This is a genomic window from Polaromonas sp. AET17H-212 (assembly GCF_002379085.1).
Classification (GTDB): Bacteria; Pseudomonadota; Gammaproteobacteria; order Burkholderiales; family Burkholderiaceae_C; genus Polaromonas.
The window spans coordinates 294,927-315,898 of sequence record NZ_NBZW01000002.1 but is presented as its reverse complement, the minus strand read 5'-3'; the positions used below and the strand labels follow the sequence as shown (position 1 = coordinate 315,898).

The 20,972-nt window shown below is 60.8% G+C and carries 23 protein-coding genes; 9 read left to right on the top strand and 14 right to left on the bottom strand.

All coding sequences use genetic code 11. The features are described from left to right. Positions 1-141 precede the first annotated feature (141 nt). Genes B7G53_RS03690 through B7G53_RS03665 form a run of 6 tightly spaced genes read left to right on the top strand, consistent with a single transcriptional unit; the run spans position 142 to position 7,171 of the window. Positions 142-2,649, top strand: coding sequence for an EAL domain-containing protein (locus B7G53_RS03690; protein ID WP_217992579.1), 2,508 nt, complete (start codon positions 142-144; stop codon positions 2,647-2,649). Further along, positions 2,646-2,966, top strand: coding sequence for a hypothetical protein (locus tag B7G53_RS03685; protein ID WP_141396281.1), 321 nt, complete (start codon positions 2,646-2,648; stop codon positions 2,964-2,966). Before B7G53_RS03690 ends, B7G53_RS03685 begins: the two co-directional genes overlap by 4 nt. Continuing rightward, positions 2,963-3,811, top strand: coding sequence for an HDOD domain-containing protein (locus B7G53_RS03680; RefSeq protein ID WP_096663612.1), 849 nt, complete (start codon positions 2,963-2,965; stop codon positions 3,809-3,811). Before B7G53_RS03685 ends, B7G53_RS03680 begins: the two co-directional genes overlap by 4 nt. Continuing rightward, positions 3,808-5,292: an ATP-binding protein gene (locus B7G53_RS03675; protein ID WP_255249898.1), complete on the top strand. Its 1,485-nt coding sequence runs from the start codon at positions 3,808-3,810 to the stop codon at positions 5,290-5,292. The genes B7G53_RS03680 and B7G53_RS03675 overlap by 4 nt, the downstream gene beginning before the upstream one ends. Continuing rightward, positions 5,289-6,620, top strand: coding sequence for an HD domain-containing phosphohydrolase (locus B7G53_RS03670; RefSeq protein WP_096663610.1), 1,332 nt, complete (start codon positions 5,289-5,291; stop codon positions 6,618-6,620). The genes B7G53_RS03675 and B7G53_RS03670 overlap by 4 nt, the downstream gene beginning before the upstream one ends. After that, a complete protein-coding gene (locus B7G53_RS03665; RefSeq protein WP_096663608.1) occupies positions 6,617-7,171 on the top strand; it encodes a response regulator in 555 nt (184 codons plus the stop codon). The genes B7G53_RS03670 and B7G53_RS03665 overlap by 4 nt, the downstream gene beginning before the upstream one ends. A gap of 37 nt (positions 7,172-7,208) precedes the next feature. Here B7G53_RS03665 and flgL read toward each other — a convergent pair whose 3' ends face one another. From flgL to flgB, 11 genes are all read right to left on the bottom strand, one after another. After that, positions 7,209-8,114, bottom strand: coding sequence for a flagellar hook-associated protein FlgL (gene flgL, locus B7G53_RS03660; protein WP_096663606.1), 906 nt, complete (start codon positions 8,112-8,114; stop codon positions 7,209-7,211). Between the two features lie 12 nt (positions 8,115-8,126). After that, entirely contained in the window at positions 8,127-9,776 is a 1,650-nt protein-coding gene (gene flgK / locus B7G53_RS03655) for a flagellar hook-associated protein FlgK (protein WP_096663604.1), read from the bottom strand. A gap of 83 nt (positions 9,777-9,859) precedes the next feature. After that, positions 9,860-10,732, bottom strand: a complete 873-nt coding sequence (gene flgJ, locus B7G53_RS03650; protein ID WP_096663602.1) for a flagellar assembly peptidoglycan hydrolase FlgJ — start codon at positions 10,730-10,732, stop codon at positions 9,860-9,862. A 7-nt stretch (positions 10,733-10,739) separates the two neighbouring features. Beyond that, a complete protein-coding gene (locus tag B7G53_RS03645; RefSeq protein ID WP_096663897.1) occupies positions 10,740-11,873 on the bottom strand; it encodes a flagellar basal body P-ring protein FlgI in 1,134 nt (377 codons plus the stop codon). A gap of 28 nt (positions 11,874-11,901) precedes the next feature. Beyond that, positions 11,902-12,561 (bottom strand): flagellar basal body L-ring protein FlgH, encoded by a 660-nt coding sequence (locus B7G53_RS03640; RefSeq protein WP_096663600.1) that lies wholly within the window; start codon positions 12,559-12,561, stop codon positions 11,902-11,904. Further along, positions 12,558-13,340 carry a flagellar basal-body rod protein FlgG gene (gene flgG / locus B7G53_RS03635; RefSeq protein WP_096663598.1) on the bottom strand — a complete coding sequence of 261 codons (783 nt, stop codon included), beginning with the start codon at positions 13,338-13,340 and terminating at the stop codon, positions 12,558-12,560. The genes B7G53_RS03640 and flgG overlap by 4 nt, the downstream gene beginning before the upstream one ends. Before the next feature lie 61 nt (positions 13,341-13,401). Next, the gene (gene flgF / locus B7G53_RS03630) at positions 13,402-14,142 is read right to left on the bottom strand and encodes a flagellar basal-body rod protein FlgF (protein WP_096663595.1); all 741 of its coding nucleotides are present in this window, start codon (positions 14,140-14,142) and stop codon (positions 13,402-13,404) included. A 26-nt stretch (positions 14,143-14,168) separates the two neighbouring features. Next, positions 14,169-15,368, bottom strand: coding sequence for a flagellar hook protein FlgE (gene flgE / locus B7G53_RS03625; protein WP_096663592.1), 1,200 nt, complete (start codon positions 15,366-15,368; stop codon positions 14,169-14,171). A 38-nt stretch (positions 15,369-15,406) separates the two neighbouring features. Then, complete coding sequence (locus B7G53_RS03620; RefSeq protein ID WP_096663589.1) at positions 15,407-16,066, bottom strand: flagellar hook assembly protein FlgD; 660 nt, start codon at positions 16,064-16,066, stop codon at positions 15,407-15,409. A 14-nt stretch (positions 16,067-16,080) separates the two neighbouring features. Further along, a complete protein-coding gene (gene flgC / locus B7G53_RS03615; protein ID WP_096663586.1) occupies positions 16,081-16,485 on the bottom strand; it encodes a flagellar basal body rod protein FlgC in 405 nt (134 codons plus the stop codon). 2 nt (positions 16,486-16,487) lie between these two features. Continuing rightward, complete coding sequence (flgB, locus tag B7G53_RS03610) at positions 16,488-16,904, bottom strand: flagellar basal body rod protein FlgB (protein ID WP_096663583.1); 417 nt, start codon at positions 16,902-16,904, stop codon at positions 16,488-16,490. A 180-nt stretch (positions 16,905-17,084) separates the two neighbouring features. Between flgB and flgA the strand changes: the two genes are divergently transcribed. From flgA to B7G53_RS03595, 3 genes are all read left to right on the top strand, one after another. Then, positions 17,085-17,789, top strand: a complete 705-nt coding sequence (flgA, locus tag B7G53_RS03605; RefSeq protein WP_096663894.1) for a flagellar basal body P-ring formation chaperone FlgA — start codon at positions 17,085-17,087, stop codon at positions 17,787-17,789. A gap of 116 nt (positions 17,790-17,905) precedes the next feature. Further along, complete coding sequence (gene flgM / locus B7G53_RS03600) at positions 17,906-18,202, top strand: flagellar biosynthesis anti-sigma factor FlgM (RefSeq protein WP_096663580.1); 297 nt, start codon at positions 17,906-17,908, stop codon at positions 18,200-18,202. Positions 18,203-18,204: 2 nt separating this feature from the next. Next, on the top strand, positions 18,205-18,669 hold the full coding sequence (locus tag B7G53_RS03595; protein ID WP_096663578.1) for a flagella synthesis protein FlgN: 465 nt from the start codon (positions 18,205-18,207) through the stop codon (positions 18,667-18,669). A 31-nt stretch (positions 18,670-18,700) separates the two neighbouring features. Here the strand turns inward: B7G53_RS03595 and motD are convergent, their stop codons facing one another. The 3 genes from motD to B7G53_RS03580 are packed head-to-tail and all read right to left on the bottom strand — an operon-like array spanning position 18,701 to position 20,970. Continuing rightward, positions 18,701-19,501 carry a flagellar motor protein MotD gene (motD, locus tag B7G53_RS03590; protein WP_096663575.1) on the bottom strand — a complete coding sequence of 267 codons (801 nt, stop codon included), beginning with the start codon at positions 19,499-19,501 and terminating at the stop codon, positions 18,701-18,703. 15 nt (positions 19,502-19,516) lie between these two features. Next, positions 19,517-20,257 carry a flagellar motor protein gene (locus B7G53_RS03585; RefSeq protein ID WP_096663573.1) on the bottom strand — a complete coding sequence of 247 codons (741 nt, stop codon included), beginning with the start codon at positions 20,255-20,257 and terminating at the stop codon, positions 19,517-19,519. Next, a complete protein-coding gene (locus B7G53_RS03580; protein WP_096663570.1) occupies positions 20,239-20,970 on the bottom strand; it encodes an RNA polymerase sigma factor FliA in 732 nt (243 codons plus the stop codon). Before B7G53_RS03580 ends, B7G53_RS03585 begins: the two co-directional genes overlap by 19 nt. Positions 20,971-20,972: the final 2 nt, after the last annotated feature.

Sequence of the window (20,972 nt, the reverse complement as noted above, 5' to 3'; positions counted from 1 at the left end):
TCGATATTCTGTCGTTATGAGTCCGAGCAGGACTCCGATTCAACGACAGCAGGTCGGCGCCGCGCCGATATTGGCAGAAAGCGCACTCTTAATGACCAAAAAGACAGCAAAGACAGTAAAGACAGTAAAGACAGGACCATGATGCCGAATCCACTGGCCTCGACCAGCAAAGGCATCGTGATTTGCGACGCGACACAGGCGGAGTGTCCGATCATCTTTGCCAACCCGGCCTTCCTCGCCATCACCGGCTACGAGCTGGCGGAAGTGGTAGGACGCAACTGCCGTTTTCTGCAAAACGGCGAATCCGGGCAGGCGGCACTCGCGGCCGTCCGCAACGCCATCGCAACCCAGACGGAAGTGCATGTGGTCTTGCGCAATTACCGCAAGGATGGCTCGCCGTTCTGGAACGATTTGCTCCTTTCTCCGCTGCGGGACGAAAGCGGCAAGGTCACCCGGTTTATCGGCGTGCAGACAGACATCAGCGAACAGAAACGCGATCAGGAACAGCTGGCGTTCCTGATGACGCATGATGAACTGACCGGATTGCCCAATCGCATCTTGCTGATGGAACGTTTGCAACAAGCCGTTCAGCAGGCGCAGCGGCAAGCCAGCCCCGCCGCATTGCTGTTCATCGACATCGATCACTTTCCGCAGCTCAGTGCGGGCCTCGGCCAGGACACCAGGAACCGGATTCTCACGGACATCGCGGAACGGCTGCGTGCCTGTGTGCAAGAGCCAGACACGCTGTCTCACGACGGTGACGGCAAATTCGCATTGATTCTGAACGATGCCGGCGGCCCGGGTTATGTGAGCGCCAGTTGCGACAGAATATCGGGAATCATTGCTGAACCCTTGATGATTGATGGCCAGATGTTCCGCGTCGACTGCCATATCGGGATCGCACAATGCCCGCAGGACAGCGACGATGCGTCAACCTTGTCCCAATACGCCAACATCGCGCTACACCACGCAAAAGACCTGGGAGACAAGAACCACCTGTTCTTTTCCAGCGAGATCCATGCCCGCATGGCGCAGCGGGTGGCACTCGAAGCGGCCTTGCGTTCAGCGATACTCAACGGGCAATTTGATCTCGTATACCAGCCGCAAGTTGATCTTCAGACCGGTCGAATCACGGGCCTGGAGGCTTTGCTGGGCTGGCAGCATCCGGAACTGGGCGTCGTGTCGCCGGTCACATTTATCCCGATGGCAGAAGAATCGGGCTTGATCGTGAGTATGGGTGAATGGGTGCTGCGCCAGACTTGCCGGCATCTACGGGGCTGGATCGATGCCGGCATTCAGGTTCCGCGTGTTTCCATGAGTATGTCGCCAAGCCAGTTCCGCGACCCTCTGCTGGTGCAAAAAATCGAGCAAACCCTGTCCGAAGAACGGATCGATCCCGCCCTGGTTTCCTTTGCAATCACCGAAGGCAAACTGAGGAGCGATGCGCAGCTGATCGAGATCACGCTGCGAAAACTGAAGGCATTGGGCGTCACCCTGGCATTGGACGACTTCGGCATCGGTTACTCATCGTTCAGCTATTTAAGGCGTTTTCCGTTTGATAAAATCAAGATCGACCCGTCCTTCATCACACACATTGCGACGGACAGCAACGATGCGGCGATTGCCAACGCCATCATTTCGATGGCGCACAGCCTTGGCCTCCAGACCGTGGCCGAAGGCGTCGAAACCGACGCGCAATGTGAATTCCTGTGCCAGCACCTGTGCGACGAAATACAGGGCAATCTGTTTTCCAGGCCGATGGCGCCGCATGACATCATGACCTTGCTGCGCGAAGACCGCAGACTATCGGATCATCTGCTGCGCACACAGAAAGCCTCTCGCACCCTGCTGCTGGTAGACGATGAACAAAACATTCTTTCGGCACTGAAGCGGCTGTTGCGCCGCGATGGCTACCAGATTCTGACCGCCAACAGCGCACTGGAGGGGCTGGAGCTGCTGGCCGGCAACCAGGTCGATGTCATCCTGTCCGACCAGCGCATGCCGGGCATGAACGGCGTCGAGTTTCTGCGCACGGCGAAGCTCAGCTATCCGGACACGGTGCGCATCGTGTTGTCCGGTTATACAGAATTGCAATCGGTCACCGACGCGATCAATGAAGGCGCGGTGTACCGGTTTCTCACCAAACCGTGGGAAGACCAGCAACTGCGGGGTCATATTGAAGAGGCATTCCAGCACAAGGAAATGGCCGATGAAAACCGGCGCCTGAACCTTCAGGTGCGCGCTGCGAATCAGAGCCTCGCCTCCGCCAACCGGCAACTCGAGGAAGTCCTCCAACAGCAGCGGCAGCAGATCATCCGCGATGAGGCGAGCCTCGATATCGTGCGCGAAGCGCTGCAGCACGTCCCGCTGCCGGTGATCGGCCTGGACGATGACAACATGGTGGCTTTTGCCAACGATGCCGCCCACACCTTGTTCGAAAACGCCGGCCCACTACTCGGCAGCGATGCTGCACAGCTGGTGCCGGAACTGCTGCACACGACGCATGCTACCGGCGAGGATGAACGCTGCACTGTGGAATTGAACGGTGCCCTGTTTCAGGTGGTGGCTCGCAGCATGGGCCAGGGCTCGCAATCGCGCGGCAAGCTGATGACGTTGACGCAACTCGTGCCATCCGGGGTGAAATCTTGAGCGCGCATCATTGGGTACTTGATCTGGATGACACGGCTGCGGGAATGACCCTGGCCGAACCCGTGTTCGACGACCGTGGCGCTATGCTGCTGCCGCGCGGAACGGTATTGACCGAGACCATGCTGTTGTCGGTTCGCCGCCGCGGGATAGACCAGCTGGTGGTGCTGGACGACACGGTGTCCGATGCCGACCTGGCGCAGGAGCGCGAGCGGCTGCAGCAACGCCTGGCGCTGCTGTTCAGACGATGCGGCGATCAGGGTTCGAGCGCCTTGCTGTTGCAGAGCATCACGCAATACCGATTAGGCGACCAAGCATGACGACCCTGAGCATTTCCGAAGTCATCAAAAACATCCGGGACCTGCCTGCGCTGCCGGTGATCGTGATCGAACTGCTGACCACCCTGGAAAATGAAAATACGAGTACGGGCGTGCTGGCGGAAAAAGTGTCGCATGACCAGGCGCTGACTGCCAAAACGCTGCGGCTGGCGAATTCCTCCTTTTACGGCATGCCGAGCAAAGTCACCTCGATCCAGCAGGCAATCGCGATTCTGGGCTACGACAGCGTACGCACGCTGGTGGTTGCGGCATCGGTGAACGGCACCTTCTCGGGAAGCAAGCATGCCACGTTCCAGTTCCAGGCGTTTTGGCGGCACTCCGTTGCGACCGCACTGTGCGCCAAGTCATTGGCGCGGCAGCTGCGCGCCAATGAAGACCACGCGTTCATGCTGGGCCTGCTGCACGACATCGGCCGGCTGGTCCTGGTCACGCGCGCGCCCGAGCATTATGAAAAGGTTCTTGCGTATCAGAAAGCGCAGGATTGCTACCTGATCGAGGCCGAACGCACGCTGCTCGGCCTCGATCATGCGATGGTCGGGCGCGCCCTGGCCGAATACTGGAAATTTCCGGTGCTGATGCAAAAGGCCATCGAGAGCCATCACGCGCCTGAGCTGCAGGGCGCGGGTTCGCTGGCGTGCATCGTGCATGTCGCGGACTGCATCGCTCATGCGCTGGATCTGTCCGGCGATGACCGGGATCTGGTTCCCCCTGTTTCCGCGCTGGCATGGAACGGCCTGAATCTGGACCAGGAAGCCATGATGCGGGTGTATCGCGAAACCGAAATGCAGTTCGAAGAGGCGTGCCAGATTTTAGTATCCATCACATGAACAACAATATTGAAACCACAGCGCCGGCCGCAGCCATGGCATCCTCGGGGGAACGCATAACACCGGCCTTGTCCGAATTTATCGACGGCAATCCGATGCCGGCTTTCGCGATTGACGCGGATCATGTGATCACGCACTGGAACAAGGCTTGCGAACTGGCATTTGGCAAGTCGTCGGCGGAAATGGTGGGCACCCGCAATCAGTGGCAGCCGTTCTACACCGAGCAGCGCCCACTCTTGGCCGACCTGATTGTTGACGGCAAGGTCGCACAAATGGCAGAGACTTATTATCAGCGTCAGTTCAGGTGCGCGCCATTCATTCCCGGCGCCTGGGAGGCTGAAGATTTTTTTCCTCAGCTTGAAGGCAATGGACGGTGGATCTTTTTTTCTGCCGCCCCCTTGCATGACCTGCAAGGCAGGATGATCGGCGCCGTGGAAGTGATGCAGGACGTGACCCAGAAAAAGTTGGCGGAAATCGACCCGCACCGGACGCAGCTTGACCTTGAGCAGCTGGTTGAAAAACGCACTGCCCAGTTGGCCGAAGCCAATCGCCGGCTGGAGGAAGACATCCGGCAGCGCGAAAAAACCGACACCGAACTGCACGCCCGCAATGCAGAACTGACAGCATTGAACGCCCAGTATTCCCGGGCCCAGGAGCAACTTGTGCAATCCGAAAAGCTGGCGTCCATCGGCCAGCTCGCCGCCGGTGTGGCGCATGAAATCAACAACCCGGTCGGCTACATCTTTTCCAACTTCGGCACGCTGGAGAATTATCTTCAGAGCTTGTTCGAGATGCTTGCCGCCTATGAGGAAGCGGAGCCGAACGTCAGCTCGCCTGCGGTGGCCGACAGTCTCAAAAACATGCGGGAAAAGGTGGAGCTCGATTTCCTCAAGGAAGATATCCCGGTCCTCATGCGTGAATCCAAGGAAGGCATCGTCCGGGTCCGAAAAATTGTGCAGGATCTGAAGGATTTCTCGCGCGTCGATTCAAACCAGGAATGGCAATGGGCCAACCTGCATGAGGGCATCGACTCGACGCTGAACATCGTGACCAACGAGACCAAGTACAAGGCCGACATCATCCGCAATTACGGCAGCATTCCAGACGTGGAATGCCTGCCTTCGCAGATCAATCAGGTGGTGATGAATCTGGTGGTCAACGCCGCGCATGCCATCGGTCCGGAACGCGGCACGATCACCATCAGCACGGGAAGCGAAGGGCCGCAGGTCTGGATTGACGTGGCCGACACCGGCTCAGGCATTCCCAAGGAGAGCCTGTCGCGCATTTTCGATCCTTTTTATACGTCGAAGCCGATCGGCAAAGGCACCGGCCTCGGTCTGTCGCTGTCTTATGGCATCGTGCAAAAGCATCACGGGCGTATCGATGTGGAAACCGAAGTCGGCAAAGGCACCCGTTTCCGCGTCACGCTGCCCGTGCGGCATCCTGACCCAACCGATAAAGAGGAAGATCATCCAGCATGAACGATGCAGCCCCCGAACTTGACAGCGAACGCACAGAGACGGTAAGAATTCTGTGCGTCGATGACGAGCCGAATATCCTGTCGTCGCTGCGTCGCCTGTTCCGCACCCAGGGATACCAGGTGCTGACAGCCGATGGCGGCAATGCCGGCCTGACGATCCTGGAAACCGAATCCATTGACCTCGTGATTTCCGACATGCGCATGCCCGAGATGGATGGCGCAGCCTTTCTCGAACATGTCCAGGCCCGCTGGCCAGATACCATCCGCCTGCTGCTGACAGGCTACGCCGACATCCAGTCCACCATCGAAGCCATCAACCGCGGGAAAATTTACCGTTACATTGCCAAGCCATGGGATGACAATGACCTGTTATTGATCGTCCGCCAGGCCCTTGAACGCAAGTTCCTGGAGCGGGAAAAGCAGCGTCTGGAAGAACTGACGCAGCGCCAGAACGAAGAACTGAGAACGCTCAACGCCAGCCTCGAGACAAAAGTGGAGGAACGCACCGCGGCGCTCACGCAGGCCCATGACCAGTTGCTGGCCACCAACGAGAAACTCAAAGCCAATTTCATCGTCTCTATCAAGATTTTTTCGAGTCTGATTGAAATGCGGGAGGCGCGGCCCGCCGGCCACTCGGCACGGGTCGCCGATCTGGCGCGCAAACTCGCCGCGAAAATGAAGCTGGACGAAGCGGAAGCCCAGGAAATATTTATCGCAGCCCTGCTCAAGGACATCGGGAAAATCGGATTTTCGGATGGCTTGTTATCGACGCCCATCGATCTGATGAGCGGCGACAATCTCGGTCACTACCGCCAGCACCCACAACGCGCCGAGCAGTTGCTGATGCCGCTGGAAGACTTGCGCGGCGCGGCAAAAATCCTGCGTTCGCAATCCGAACGTTTCGACGGCCTGGGCTATCCGGACAGTCTGGCGGAAAATTCAATTCCGACAGGCGCTCGCATCCTGGCGCTCGCCACCGATTACGACAATCTGCAGATCGGCGCGCTGGTGGAGCGCTGCTTTAGCCCGGCAGAAGCAAAGGAGCTGATTCTGCGCAATGCCGGAAAGCGCTATGACCCCCAGGTCATCCATGCGTTCAAGGCCGTTTTGAGCGACATCGCGCAGGAAACATTGGGAGAGTTCGTGGTGGGCTCAGCGGGCCTGCGCTCCGGCATGATCCTCGCGCGGGACCTGCTGACGCGCGAAGGCATCATGATGCTGCCGGCCGACCGGATGCTGGATGAACACCTGATCCGCAAGATCCTCGACTTTGAGGCGGCAGGAGGTGTGGAATTGACAATCTGCGTACGGAGGGAGTCTCGAAAATGATGCTGCGTTATATGCTTGTTGACGACGAGATCAATATCCTGCATGCGTTGCGGCGGGCCTTGCAGCAGAATACACGCGAGGAGAATCTGCGGATCGAAATTTATACCGATCCGCAGGAGGCACTGGCTCGAATGCTCGAAGTTTCATTTGATCTGGTGGTATCGGATTACCGCATGCCTCTCATGAACGGCATCGATTTTCTCAAGCGCGTCAAGGACCGGCAGCCGGATGCGGTACGCCTGATGCTGAGCAGTTCGAACGATTTCGAAACGGCGCTCGGCGCGATCAACGAGGCCGAGGTGTTTCGTTATGTCGCCAAGCCATGGGATATCGCGGAACTGAGAAAAATCATCGAGCTGGGGCTGGTCCGCAGGTATCAGGCAATGCAAGTCGGACTTCTGACCGACAAGCTGCGCATCACAAGCAGGCCATTGACACCGGAGGAAGCCGAACTTAAGCGCCTCGAGGAAAGCGAACCAGGCATCACGAAAGTCAATTGGGGCCCCGATGGCTCGGTGCTGCTCGATTTCCCGGAGCTGGACCCGCCCTGAGAGGGGTGAGGCTGCGCCGGAAATCCGGGCGCGGCGCTTATAACAATTTAAACAGCGACAGTCCCGAGACGATCATGAAGGATTTCTGCGCGGCTTCGAGCGTGAACTGTTGTTGCGTCAAATCGGAGATGGCCTTCGCATAGTCGAGGCTTTGCAGGTCCGACAGCGTCTGCTGATACTGGATATCCAGGTCCGAGCCGGCGCTGTCCAGAGAATCTAGCTCCTTCAGCCGGGAGCCAACCGACGCGCGTGCGTTCAGCACCATGTCGATCGACTGGTCGAGATTGCCGTTGGCGCTTGCCAGGCTGGCCGGCAGCGTTGCGGTGGCGGGCGCTTCCAGGACCGCGATAACATCCGTCAAGGTCTTGAAAACATCCAGGTTGCTGTTGTTGCTTTGAAAGACCGCATTGCCGGGAACGCTCATCGCAATCTGACGCGACGAGCTGACCTGGATCAGCGACTGGCCCTGGTCGCCAGCGTATTGCGCACCGCCGGCATTCTGGACGAAGGGCCGGGTTCCGGTCTGGTAGCCGGAAAACAGATGGTTGCCCATCCCGTCCCCGGCGTTGGCAAGGCCCAGCAGGTCGTCGAGGCGTCCGCGCAATTCAATGGCGAGGATGGCGCGGTTGGCATCGGTCAGCGTCGGATTGCCGGCGCTCACCACCAGCACCTTCGCGTCCTGCAGCAAGGCGGTGGCGCCCGCCAGCGCGGTTTCGACCTGGCTCAGCGAGTTCCTGGCGTACTGGCGGTTGGTGGCGAATTGCGCGGTCATGGCTTGCGCCTGCGTCACTTCCAGCGCGCGCGCCGCACCGACCGGATCGTCAGCCGGGGTCAGGATGCGCCGGCCGGCCGACAACTGCTGCTGCGTTTTTACCAGACCCGCCTGCAAATCGCTCAGGCGGGCACTGCCCTGTTCAAACATTGTATTGGTGCTGATACGCATGAGCGACGCTCCTTATCGACCGAGAGAAAGCACGACATCGAACATCTCATCGGCGACTTGCATGACTTTGCCGGCCGCCTGGTAGGCCTGTTGGTAGCGCAGCAGGTTGGTGGCCTCTTCATCCAGGTTGACCCCCGAAACCGACTGCTGTGCCTGTATCGCCTGGGCCAGCAACTGGCCCTCGGCACGGCTGGTGACATCCAGTTCACGCGTCTTGTTGCCGACCAGGTTGACCAGTTGCGCGTAACTGCCCTGAAAGTTGGTCGTGCCGCCGTTCATGGTGCTGGCGGTTTGCAGCGCCCCCAGCAGCAATGCATTGCGGTTATCGCCAATGCCGTTGCTGTTGGGGCTGACGGTGAACTGGTCCTGGTCACCTGGGACGCCGGAGATGGCAAAGCTGATGCCTCCAAAACCGATCGTCTGGCCGCTGCTGTAGGGCTGCGGGAACCCGGCAACTCCGCCGGAAGGGTTGGTATCGAGCGTGTTGGTGACGGCATCATAGATCAGCGTCACCGGCGCCGTCAGCGGCGCGGCCGGATAGCTGGCATCGACGACGCCGGCACTGATCCTGCCGGAACCTGTATTGGCGGACGGCGCCGCCGTGCGGACGGGCGCCGCCACCGCAATCACGGCGGTGTCTGAAATCGCGACGCGCAAGCCCGAGGCAGCATTGCCGCTCATGGTGAAAAAATCGCCACCCAGGTTTCCGTTCAGGTCCTGCCCCAGGCGGTGCTGGGCGTTGAAGGTGCTGGCCAGCGTCGTGGCCAGGCTGCCCAGCGACGCCTGCGCCGGATCCAGCGTATTGGAGCGGAAATCGAGGGAACCGCCGAGCCTGCCGCCGGGCAGGCTGTTTTCGGCCAGCAGGGTGGTCGTGCCATTGCTCAGGAAACCGACCACCAGCCGGCCGGGGTCGGTCACGGCGGGCTGCGCCACCATGGTAAAGGTTTGCGCACCCAACACCAGGGGCTGGCCGCTGCCAATGAAAATATTGTAGTTGCCGTCTTGCTTGACCACCGACACCCTGGTCTCCTTGCTCAGATCGGCGATCAGTTGATCGCGCTGGTCCAGCAGGTCACTGGCCGCTTTGCCATCGCTTCCGGCCTGCGAGCTCAGAATCGTATTGTTCAGCTGTGCGATCTGCCCGGCGTAGAAATTGATGCTGCTGACGCTGGCCGTGATTTCGCTGTTGACGTTGCGGCGCAACTCGTTAAACTGCCCGTCCATGCTCTGGAACCGGCTCGCCAGTGTCTCGGCCGCCGAGAGCGCCGACTGGCGCGCTGGCGCCGAAGCCGGATTGCCGGCCAAGTCTTGCATGCCCTTGAAGAAATCCTGCAGCGCCGGAGACAGGCCGGCGGCCGGATCGGCCAGCAGGTTGTCGATCCGGCTGATCTGCGAATAGTAGCTGGAGAGCGCACTTTTCGCACTTTGCGCGGAAAGCACCTGTTGCCCCAACTGCTCGTTGTAGAGCCGCCGCACGGCGATCACCTGGGTGCCGCCGCCGATGAAGCCGACGCCGGTTTGTTGCGGCGTGGCCGTGGTCTGGGTCACCGCCTGCCGGCTGAAGCCGGGCGTGGCCGCATTCGCAATGTTGTGTCCGGTGGTGCTGAGTCCGGTCTGTGCTGCGAGGAGTGCGCTTTGACCGATGCCGAAGATGTTGGCCATGTTTTTTCTCTGTTGCGATAGCAGTGTATTCAAGTGTTATTAACGGCAGTTCGCGGAAAAACTTGAGCTGCCGCAGCCGCTTGTCAAGTCAGCGATTGTTCAATGATGCGCATCAGCTTGCTCGCATAATTCGGGTCGGTGGCGTAACCTGCGCGCTGCAATCCGTTGGCAAAACCGGACACGGTCTGCGCATTGTCTAGGACGGTTTTGTATCGCGGGTTATTGCGCATCAATGCGGCGTAATCGCGGAAGGCATCGGCGTAGGAATCATAGGCACGGAACTTCTCGATTCTTTTTTGCGGGACGCCATCCACATATTCAGTGGTGACGCTTTCCACCACCCCGCCCTTCCAGCCACCGCTCGCCTTGATCCCGAACAGGTTGTGGCTGAGCGTACCGTCGGCACCGACAATCTCGCGCTTGCCCCAGCCGCTTTCCAGTGCCGCCTGACCGAGCATGAATTTGGCGGGAATACCCGTGCTGCGGCTGGCCTCTTCAGCATGCGATGCCAAACGCACCTGGAAGGCCTGGGCCTGGGCCGAGGGTGACACGTAGGCCGGCGGATTGGCGATTGCGGCCACCGGCTGCCACGGATTGGCCTTGCCTGCCGGCGCCGGCGCCGGCTTTTGCGTGCCCGGCACAGCCGGGCTCCCCGCCTGACTGGAAAGCTGGCGAATCAGCACATCGGCCAGGCCCACACCGCGCGACGCCAGGCTCTGGCTGACCTGCTGGTCCAGCATGGAGGTATACATCTTGCTCTGCTGACTGTCGAACATGCCATCCTGCGGCGTGGCTTCGCGCATGCTCTTCATGACCATGTTCAAAAACAGCGCCTCGAACTGCCTGGCGGCAGCCTGGAGCGCTTCCGGCGAATTCTGCTGCGCCGTCTGCCGCAGCCGGCTCAGGTCCTGGAGGTCGATCGCCAGACTGCCGGCAGCTTGGGGGGGGATAGTCATCGCCGGCCTAGATGATTTCCAGCTCTGCGCGCAGTGAGCCCGCTGCCTTCATGGCCTGCAGGATGGCCAGCAGGTCTTGCGGCGTGGCGCCGATCGCATTCAGCGCTTTGACGACGTCGGCCAAAGATGCGCCGCCTTTGAGCAGCAGCAGCTGGCCAGACTCCTTGTTGATGTCGATCTGCGAGCGCTGCCCGACCACGGTCTGGCCGCCGGAAAACGGGGCCGGCTGGCTGATGACCGGCTCGGTGCTGATGACGACCGAGAGATTGCCGTGCGCGACGGCACAGGCATCGAGCGTGACGGCCTGGTTCATGACGATCGAACCGGTGCGCGCATTCAGAATCACTTTGGCGCTGGCCTGGTCCGGCGTGACGCTGATGTTCTCCAGCGCGCCCAGGAAAGCCACGCGTTCGCCGCTGTTTTCAGGCGCCTGAACCCGTATCACCCGGCCGTCCTGCGCCTGCGCCGTCGCGCTACCGAAACGCCGGTTGATGGCATCGACCACCCGGCTGGCGGTGGAGAAGTCGCTGTCTTTCAGTTCGAGCAAGACGACGTTTCCCTGCCCAAGCGCGGTCGGCAGCGCCCGTTCGATCGTGGCACCGGCAGAGATCCGGCCGACGCTCAGATGATTGACCTGTGTCTTACTGCCCCCCGCTGCCGCCCCCACCCCTCCCACCACCACACTGCCCTGGGCCATGCCGTAGATCTGGCCGTCAGCGCCTTTCAGCGGCGTCATCAACAGCGTGCCGCCGCGCAGGCTCTTGGCGTTGCCCATCGAAGAAACGGTGACATCCATGGTTTGCCCGGGCTGGGCGAATGGCGCCAGCGAACTGGTGACCACCACGGCGGCGACATTTTTCAATTGCAGCGTTGTACCCGGCGGCAGATTGACCCCCAATTGCTGCAGCATGCTGGCCACGCTTTGCACGGTAAACGGTGTCTGTGTCGTCTGGTCGCCACTGCCGTCCAGGCCGACCACCAAGCCATAGCCGATCAGTTGATTCTGCCGGACACCCTGGATGCTGGTGAGGTCCTTCAGGCGTTCGGCCTGGCTCGCAGCCGGCGTCAACAGACAGGCGAGGCTCAGCAAGCCTGAAAACAAAGCTGTGGATGCCGGTCTGGCGAGGTTTGCGAGTTTCATGGTCAACCCTGGTTCCTGCAATTCCATCCTAGAGCGGCAACACGCTCAGGAAAAAGCGCGTCAGCGCGCCCATGACTTCGGCCTTGTCGATGCGGCTGTTGGCGCGGTATTCGATGCGTGCATCGGCGACCTGGGTGGAGGACACAAGATTGCCGGCGCTGATGGTCGCCGGATTCACCACGCCCGAGAAACGGATGAACTCGGCACCCCTGTCCAGTGCGATCTGCTTTTCTCCGCTGACCACGAGATTGCCGTTTGGCAGCACATCAACCACGGTGACACTGATCGCGCTGCTGAAATTGTTGCCGGCGCTGCCGGCGTTTTTATCCTCAAACTTGGTGGCCGTCGCTGCCGAAGCGCCTAAAAAATTCAGCGGCTTGCTCAACAGGAGCGGTACCGATGCCTGGACGCTGCCGCTTTTGCTGCCGGAGCTGGCAGCCTGCTTGCCGGCGTTGGTCTTCTCACTCACGCTGATGGTCAGTATGTCGCCGACCATGCGGGCGCGCCGGTCTTCGAACATCGGACGATAGGCCGCTGCCTGGAAGATCGCGCCGTTGGCCGCTGGCGCTGGCGCCACCGGTGGCGCCAGCGCCGTGGTGGGCTGCAGCACGATCGAGTCCGGCACGGTGGCGCACGCCGCCAGCCCGGCAGCCAGGGCCATGATCATGATGCGCAAGAGTTTTGTCATAGCTGCGACAGGCGTTGCAGCATCTGGTCCGAGGTCTGGATCGCCTTGCTGTTGATTTCGTACGCACGCTGGGTCTGGATCATGTTGACCAGTTCTTCAACCACGTTGACGTTGGACGTTTCGACATAACCCTGCGTCAGCAAGCCGGCGCCATTGAGGCCGGGCGTGCTGGTGTTGGCAGTGCCGGACGCGCCGGTTTCGACGTAGAGGTTTTCTCCTTTGCCTTCCAGTCCGGCAGGATTCATGAAAGTCGCCAGTTGCAACGCGCCGACTTGCGTCGGCTGCGCCACACCGTCCTGCGTGATGGAGACCGTGCCGTCGCGGCCGATGGAAATTTTTTGGGCATCGATCGGAATGGTGATGGCGGGCTGCACCGTGAAACCGCTCGATGTCACGAGCTGGCCCGAACTGTCGACATGGAAGGAGCCGTCGCGCGTGAACGCGGTGCTGCCGTCCGGCAGCAACACCTGGAAAAAGCCGGCGCCCTGAATCGCGACGTCCTTGTCATTGCCGGTCTGCTGCAGGTTGCCCTGCGTGAAAATACGTTCGGTCGCGACCGGTCGGACACCCGTGCCGAGCTGCAGGCCGGTCGGGAGCTGCGTTTGCTGCGACGACTGGGCACCGGGCTGGCGTATCGTCTGGTACAGCAAGTCTTCGAACACGGCGCGTGAGCGCTTGAAGCCTGTGGTGCTGACGTTGGCCAGATTGTTGGCGACGACATCCATCTGCGTCTGTTGCGCATCCAGGCCTGTTTTTGAAATCCATAGTGAACGAATCATTTTTCCTCCAAAAAACACATTTCATCACCTCGGATGCAGCTGCAGCCGAGGTCCATTGTTGCTAGCTCAACGCAAGAATCTGGCTCGCCTTGGCAGCGTTGTTCTCGGCATTCTTCAACAAGCTTTGCTGGATTTCAAACTGACGGGCCAGGCTGATCATGTTCACCATCGCATCGACCACATTGACGTTGCTGCCTTCGAGCATGCCGCCGATGACACGCACGCCGGCATCGGCTTCAACCGGGTTGCCATCCGCGACACGAAACAGGCCGTCGTCGCCGCGCGTCATCGATTCCGGCGCCGGATTGACCAGCTTGAGCCGTCCCAGCACGGTGGTGACGCGGGGGGCACTGCCGCTGGCAATCGCCGATACCGTGCCGTCCTTGCCAATCGAGATACCGACATCCGGCGGCACGCTGATCGGTCCGCCGTCGCCCTGCAGATTCAACCCCGCTTGCGTCTGCAGCAAACCGTTTTCGGACAGCTTCAGGCTGCCGTTGCGGGTATAGGCTTCCGTGCCATCTTCCAGTTGCACTGCGAACCAGCCGGCACCGCCCAGCGCGACATCGAGCTCGCGCCCGGTTTGCTGCAGCGGGCCGGGCGTGAAATCGGCGCCGACCGTCGCATCCACGACAAAGGCGCGGGTCGGCAAGCCTTCGCTGATGACCGGCACCGCGCGAAATGAATCGATCTGGGCACGAAAGCCGGTGGTGGCGGCATTGGCCAGGTTATGCGCGGTGGTGGCCTGCTGCTCCAGGATATGCTTGGCGCCGGTCATCGCGGTGTAAATCAAACGGTCCATTTATTTCTCCCGTGCCCACCCGAGCGTTAACGCAAGTTCAACAAGGTTTGCAATACCTGGTCCTGCGTCTTGATCGTCTGCGCATTGGCCTGGTAAAAGCGCTGCGCGGTGATCATGCTAACCAGCTCGGCGGTCATATCGACATTCGAGTCCTCGACCGAGGACGACTGCAGCACGCCCAGCCCGCCGCTGTTGGCGGTGCCGACCAGCGGCGGGCCTGAATCCGAGCTTTCGGTCCACTGATTGCCGCCTTGTACCGCCAGCCCGCCCGGATTGCCGAAATTGGCAAGCGCCACCTGGCCCAGCGTCAAAGTCTGACCATTCGTGTAGCGGCCCACGATTTTCCCGTCGCTCCCGACGTTGAGTCCGGCCAGACGGCCGGAGGCATAGCCATCCTGCGCCACTTTGTTGACGCCGAAATTCGAGCCGTATTGCAGGGTGCCGGTGAGGTCGAGATTGAAACTGATGTTCGCCGCACCCGATCCAACCGTGTAGGTGCGGGCGAAACTGGCCGGCAGCGGGGCGCTCAAATTGCCGTTCGTGTCGAAGGTGACCTGCCCCACCGATGTCACGGTCGGCGGCGCGTCGCTGCTGGTGGCGTGCACATCCCAGGTATTGGTGGCGCTCTTCACGAAGTACGTCTGCAGCGTGTGCATATTGCCCAGACTGTCAAAAACCCCGACCGCCGTCGTGTAATCGTAGGTCGTCGGATCGGCCGAATTGAACGCCGGAAGCGCCGGATGCACGGCCACGCGCGAATCCAGGTTCAGCAACAATCCCACCTTCTGGGTCGCGGCCGGCGGGTTTTCCTTGCTGCTGAGCGTCAGCGGCGCCGGCGCGCCCGGTGCGATCGCGCCGTTCGCATCCGCCAGGTAGCCGGTCAGCTGCATGCCGGCCGAATTGACGATCACGCCACCCTTGTCGAGATGGAACTGGCCGTTGCGGGTATACGAAATGGCGCCCTGGTTGCTCATCCGGAAAAAACCGTTGCCGTTGATCGCCAGATCCAGCACATTGCTGGTCGTGCTGATATTGCCCTGCGAGAACTGCTGGCCGGCCGCCGCCACCTTGGCGCCGCCCCCCGCCAGCGACCCGGAATAGACATCGGCAAATTGCACCTGCGACTGCTTGAAACCCACGGTGTTGGTATTGGCGACGTTGCTGCCGATCACGTCCAGCTGTTTGGCTGCCGAATTGAGCCCGCTTAACCCTGTCTGAAAACCCATTTTTCTCTCCTTGATTTGCTACCGGTATCAAATTCGACTCAGAGGATCTGACGGATGTCCGCCAGGCTGACCGCGCCGACGCCTGGCACATTCAGCTTCACGCCTTGCGTCCCGTTGGATACGCTCGCCACCACGCCGAATGCCAGCGCGCTCGCGCCAACCTTCTGTTCGCCGCGTGTCGCACTGACTTCGAAGCTGTAATCGCCGTTCGCCGCGGCCACGCCGTTATCGCCCTTGCCATCCCATGGCAAGGGATGGGTGCCCACACCCAGCGCCTCCAGATTGATGGTGCGCACTGCTTTTCCGGCGGCGTCACGAATCGTCACCTGCGCCTTGTCCGCCGGCTCGGTCAGTTCCACGCCAAACAGCGCCTGGCCGTCAGTGAGTGTCAATGTGCTGCCCGGGCTCAGGACGCCATGGCCGATCATGCCGGCCGCCTGCAGCGACTGGCCCGCCTGATAACTGCCGATCAGCGCTTCGAGCGTCGCATTCATCTTGTCGATACCGGTCACCGTCGACAGCTGCGCGAGCTGGCTTGTCACCTGGGCGTTATCGAGCGGATTCAACGGGTCCTGATTTTTCATTTGCGTGATCAGCAGCGTCATGAAGCGGTCCTGGGCTGCCGCCGGACCTTCTTTCGTGGCGGCCTTGGTGGCGGTCAGCGCACCGGCGGTGCCGATGTTGTCTACGGTACTCATTGAACAGTCCTTTCTTATTGGCCGAGGGTGAGTGTTTTCAACAGCATCGTCTTGGCCGCATTCATGGTTTCGACATTGGTTTGGTACGAGCGCGAGGCCGACAGCATATTCACCATTTCCTCCACCACATTGACGTCGGGCATGGCGATATAGCCTTTTTCATCGGCCTGCGGATGTTTGGGGTCGTAAACCATCTTCGGCGGCGCGGTACTTTCGATCACTTGCTGAACCCGCACGCCGGTCGACACCACACCGGCCACCGGAACCGCACTGAACACCACGTGCCTGGCGCGATAAGGCTGGCCGCTGACGCTGGTGCTGCTGTCGGCATTGGCGAGATTGCTGGCGACCACGTTGAGGCGCTGCCCCTGCGCGCTCATGGCAGATCCGGCGACATTGAAAATATTGAACAGCGACATGCTTATTGCCCCTGGATGGCGGTGAGCAGACCCTTGATCTGCGCACCAATTAATGTGAGACCCGCTTCGTAGCGCAGTGCGTTCTCGGCAAACTGATTGCGTTCCACGTCCATGTCGACGGTATTGCCGTCCACACTGCCCTGCTGCTCGGCCCGGTACAGCGGCTGGGCATGGGCACGGCCGCTGGCGCTGTCGCCGCTGCGCCCCAGGTGCGCGGCCGCGGTTTTGACGAGTACGACCGGCGCCGCTCCGGCGCCGCTCAGCGCGCCCTGCAGCGCCTTGGTAAAATCGAGGTCGCGCGCCTTGTAGTGGGGCGTATCGGCGTTGGCGATATTCGATGCCAGCAGCTGCTGGCGTTCGGCACGCACCGACAGCGCCGTCTGGTGAAAACGCAGGGTGTCGTCCAGTTTTCCGATCATCGCAATCTCCTCAAATTGTCGGCCACCTGGTGGCGCCGCCCATGGATTTACTTAGGTTCATGATACGGACGCCGGACCCGATTTGATCAATCAATAAGGGCATAAAACGCCAGTCTGTTCCTTGCTTTGCGTGATGGCCTGATCCGTATCATCGAAGCTGAAATCATTCCAACGGCCATCATGAATTTACCTGTCCACGTTTTGTTCGCGCTCCTGACGCTGTTGCCGCTGCAGCATGCGCTGGCACAGGCAACGGTTCAGCGCCAGGACCCGGAGGCACTGCGCCAGGCCGCCGCGCAATTCCTGCAGACGCAAGCGGTCGGACTGCCCGGTCAGGTCAGCATCGTGGTGGTCCCGGTTGAGCCGCGCCTGAACCTGCCGGCCTGTGCCGCGCCGCAGCCCTTCCTGCCCAGCGGCAGCCGGGCGTGGGGCAAAACCACGGTCGGCGTGCGCTGCACCGTGCCCAGCCCGTGGACGATCTATCTGTCGGCCACCGTGCGCGTGCAGGCCGATTACATCGCGGCCGCCCTGCCACTGGCGCAAGGTCAGAGCGTCGGCGCCGCTGACCTGACGCGGCTCAAGGGCGACCTCACCACCCTGCCGCCCGGCATCATCACCGATCCGGCACAGGCCATCGGCCGCACGCTGGCGATCTCCGTGCCTGTCGGCACGCCATTGCGCCAGGATGTGTTGCGCAGCCAGCAAGCGGTACAGCAGGGGCAGACGGTGCGGCTGGTGTCGGCCGGAGCCGGCTTTAGCGTGTCGAGCGAAGCCCGGGCACTCAACAATGCTGGTGAAGGTCAGCTGACCCAGGTCCGCACACCGTCGGGCCAGGTCATCAGCGGCGTGGCAAAAGCCGGCGGCATCGTCGAAGTCACCCACTGACGGCAAGCTACCGGCTGCTGCAATTCAGTGCTAAAGTTTTCGGCAGAAGCGCCGATACAGATGAGAGCCTATAAAATTCTGAGGACTTTCGCCCTCAACCAGACAAGGATCCTGTCGTGAAAATCGATGACTCAATCAAAAAAGCCGCAGGTCTTGCCGTTGCGACAACGCCAAAGCAAGCAGGCCAGGCCGAGCCGGTCGGCGCAGGCAAGGCTGCCTCGGACAGTGTCCGTCTTTCTTCGCAACTGCAGGCGCTGTCCGGCCAGATCGCCAGCACCGAGGTGTTCAATGCGGAGAAGGTAGCGGAGATAAAAGCCGCGATCACCGCAGGCCATTTTCAGGTCAACACCGAAAAAGTGGCGGATGGATTGATGGATACCGTCAAAGACCTGATTCAACCACGCAAGGCCTGAACATGCATGCACTGGTCACCAGCCTTCGCGAAGAATACCAGGCGGCCCGGAGCCTGCTGGCGGTGCTCAGGCAGGAACAGCTTCAACTGGTTGACGCGGATATCGACGGACTGCCCGCTCTCACCGCGGAAAAAACTAAAGCGGTGGCGCGCATGTCGGAGCTGGCGAGTCGGCGTCACCGCGCCTTGTCCGCCGCCGGATTCGCGGCCAGCGAAGCCGGCATGCAGGCCTGGCTGGAGAGCGCGCCGGCGCTGGAAGATGGCCGCCAGAACTGGCCGGACCTGTTGTCCGTGCTCGAATCCGCGCAAGAACTCAATCGCACCAATGGCTTGCTGATCCATAAGCATATGACGCGTAACCAGCAGGCGTTGAGCGTGCTGCACAGCGGCGCCCAGGTCGGCAATTTCTACGGCCCGAACGGTCAGACAACGATGCCCAGCGTCGGGCGCCGTCTGGTCGTCGGTTAATTTCCGGCCAACGCCGGTTTTTTGTAGCTTGTCACTTGCCGGGCGTTATTCCGACCGGCACTTCCGTGACCAGTTCCGGAATTGTCGACAGGATCGTTAGCTGTACACGCCGGTTGCGCATCCGACCCTCGGCTGTCTCGTTGGAAGCCACCGGCTGGTTCGATCCGTAGCCGACGGCCGCGAGGCGCTTCTCGGCGATACCCTGTTCGATGAAAAGCCGGACCACACTGCTGGCGCGCACAGCGGACAGCTCCCAGTTGGAGGGGAACATCGCATTGCTGATCGGCAGCATATCGGTGTGCCCTTCAACCTGTATCGCTTGTGGAAAATCCCTGACCACCTGCGCCACAGCCTTTAACGCCGCCCCCGATTCATTGCTCAGCTTGGCTTCGCCCGGTGCGAACAACACGCTGGCATTGATCTCCACGCTCACGCCACGGCTGCTTTGTGTGACACGCACCTTGCCCTGTCCCACCAGCGGGGCGAGCACCTGCAGAATATCGCGGGCCATACCGGTCATCTGCTGCCGTTCGCGCAGCAATGCCGCCTGGCGGGCGCGCTGTTTTTGCGATGGTAATGCGCGCGGCGGCAGGGGCAGGGGAAAGGGTTCTTTCTCAACGGTCGCCGACATCGGAGTCGTTGGCGACGGCGACGGTTTCCCGGAGAAGGCGCTGCCGAGCGCCTCCGAAAAAATCCGGTACTTGCTTTGATTCACGGAAGAGATCGCATACATGACAATGAAAAACGCAAGCAACAAGGTGATGAAATCGGCATACGAGACCAGCCAGCGATCGTGATTGTCGGGATCTTCCTGGTATTTTTTCCGAGCCATGGCGGTCGGCGTCCTTCAGCGCCGATAGCTGGACAAACGCTCTTCGATGACGCGCGGTTTGTCGCCGGCGGCGATACCGGCGAATACATCGGTCAGCATTTCGCGCATCATGATTTCCCGGTTGAGCAGCGCCTTGAGCTTGTTGCCGATCGGCAGGAAGACCAGGTTGGCGAGGCCTACGCCGTACACGGTGGAGACGAAGGCAACCGCAATGCCGTTCCCGAGCCGACCTGGATCGGACAGATTTTCCATGACCTGGATCAGGCCAAGCACGGCGCCCAGAATGCCGATGGTCGGCGCATAGCCGCCGGCAGCTTCCCACACCTTGATCGCCAGCCGCTGTTCGTTTTCATAGGACGAGATGTCGATTTCGAGAATTTCGCGCAGCAGGTTTGGCTCGACACCGTCCACGATCAGACGCAAGCCCTTGGCGGTGAACGGGTCATGCGCCGCCAGCATGTAACGCTCGAGACTGAGCAAACCCTCGCGCCGCGCAACGCCGCTCCAGGCAGTGATGTCGCGCAGCTGCGCCCGATGGTTTTCAACCGGAGGAGAAAACACCCAGCGCACCATTCGCACGCCGCGCAAAAAGCAGCGGTGGCCGCTTTGCAGCAGGACGGCACCGGTTGTCGCGCCGCCGACAATGATCAATGCGGCGGGTTGGACCAGCCAGCCGAAGTGGCCGCCATCCAGACCCTGGCCCAGCAGGATCGCCCCCAGCGCCAGGGTCAGCCCGGCTACGCTACCCCAATCCATGTCTTTTCTCTCAAGGTGGCGCGCAGGCGTGCAACAGCCTGGCTATGCAACTGACAAACCCGCGATTCGGACACCCCTAGCACGGTGCCGATTTCCTTCAGGTTCATTTCCTGTTCGTAGTACAAGCCCATCATGATTTTATCGCGCTGCGGCAAAGCCTCAATCGCCTCGATCACGGCCGCACGAAACCCGTTGTCCAACAGGCTTTGCAGCGGATCGCCGCCCTCGTTGCCGGTATAACGATCCAGAAAATGTTCGCCGTCGCCGCCCTCATGAAAATCCTCGTAATAAACGAGTTGGTGCCCGCCGCCGCTGGCCAGCAATTCCTGATATTCGATCAATGACAGCTTGAGCTCCCTGGCGACTTCACTTTCAATCGGTGGACGGCCCAGGCGTTGCTGCAGCGTGGTGATCGCCAGTTCGATCTTGCGCATGCTTTGGCGCATGCTGCGTGGCAGCCAGTCGGCGTTGCGCAATTCGTCCAGCATGGCACCGCGGATTCGCTGCACCGCATAGGTCTCGAACTGCGCACCAAGGGTTTCCTCATAACGGTTGACCGCGTCAAGCAGCCCGATCATGCCGGCTTGAATCAGGTCGTCGACTTCGACACTGGGCGGAAGTCTGGCTTTCATCTGGTGGGCCAGCTTTTTCACCAGGGGCGCATGCTGCGCAAGCAACTGGTTTTTGTCCGATTTTCCATCAGCGGTATACATGC

Coding starts and splice junctions, on each gene's coding strand:
- B7G53_RS03595 (WP_096663578.1), top strand. CDS start 18,205: ATGCATGCACTGGTCACCAGCCTTCGCGAAGAATACCAGGCGGCCCGG.
- flgE (WP_096663592.1), bottom strand. CDS start 15,368: ATGGGTTTTCAGACAGGGTTAAGCGGGCTCAATTCGGCAGCCAAACAG.
- B7G53_RS03645 (WP_096663897.1), bottom strand. CDS start 11,873: ATGAAACTCGCAAACCTCGCCAGACCGGCATCCACAGCTTTGTTTTCA.
- flgC (WP_096663586.1), bottom strand. CDS start 16,485: ATGTCGCTGTTCAATATTTTCAATGTCGCCGGATCTGCCATGAGCGCG.
- B7G53_RS03620 (WP_096663589.1), bottom strand. CDS start 16,066: ATGAGTACCGTAGACAACATCGGCACCGCCGGTGCGCTGACCGCCACC.
- B7G53_RS03680 (WP_096663612.1), top strand. CDS start 2,963: ATGACGACCCTGAGCATTTCCGAAGTCATCAAAAACATCCGGGACCTG.
- flgB (WP_096663583.1), bottom strand. CDS start 16,904: ATGATCGGAAAACTGGACGACACCCTGCGTTTTCACCAGACGGCGCTG.
- flgG (WP_096663598.1), bottom strand. CDS start 13,340: ATGATTCGTTCACTATGGATTTCAAAAACAGGCCTGGATGCGCAACAG.
- B7G53_RS03675 (WP_255249898.1), top strand. CDS start 3,808: ATGAACAACAATATTGAAACCACAGCGCCGGCCGCAGCCATGGCATCC.
- flgL (WP_096663606.1), bottom strand. CDS start 8,114: ATGCGTATCAGCACCAATACAATGTTTGAACAGGGCAGTGCCCGCCTG.
- B7G53_RS03585 (WP_096663573.1), bottom strand. CDS start 20,257: ATGGATTGGGGTAGCGTAGCCGGGCTGACCCTGGCGCTGGGGGCGATC.
- B7G53_RS03670 (WP_096663610.1), top strand. CDS start 5,289: ATGAACGATGCAGCCCCCGAACTTGACAGCGAACGCACAGAGACGGTA.
- motD (WP_096663575.1), bottom strand. CDS start 19,501: ATGGCTCGGAAAAAATACCAGGAAGATCCCGACAATCACGATCGCTGG.
- B7G53_RS03580 (WP_096663570.1), bottom strand. CDS start 20,970: ATGTATACCGCTGATGGAAAATCGGACAAAAACCAGTTGCTTGCGCAG.
- flgJ (WP_096663602.1), bottom strand. CDS start 10,732: ATGACTATCCCCCCCCAAGCTGCCGGCAGTCTGGCGATCGACCTCCAG.
- flgK (WP_096663604.1), bottom strand. CDS start 9,776: ATGGCCAACATCTTCGGCATCGGTCAAAGCGCACTCCTCGCAGCACAG.
- flgA (WP_096663894.1), top strand. CDS start 17,085: ATGAATTTACCTGTCCACGTTTTGTTCGCGCTCCTGACGCTGTTGCCG.
- B7G53_RS03665 (WP_096663608.1), top strand. CDS start 6,617: ATGATGCTGCGTTATATGCTTGTTGACGACGAGATCAATATCCTGCAT.
- flgF (WP_096663595.1), bottom strand. CDS start 14,142: ATGGACCGTTTGATTTACACCGCGATGACCGGCGCCAAGCATATCCTG.
- B7G53_RS03640 (WP_096663600.1), bottom strand. CDS start 12,561: ATGACAAAACTCTTGCGCATCATGATCATGGCCCTGGCTGCCGGGCTG.
- B7G53_RS03690 (WP_217992579.1), top strand. CDS start 142: ATGCCGAATCCACTGGCCTCGACCAGCAAAGGCATCGTGATTTGCGAC.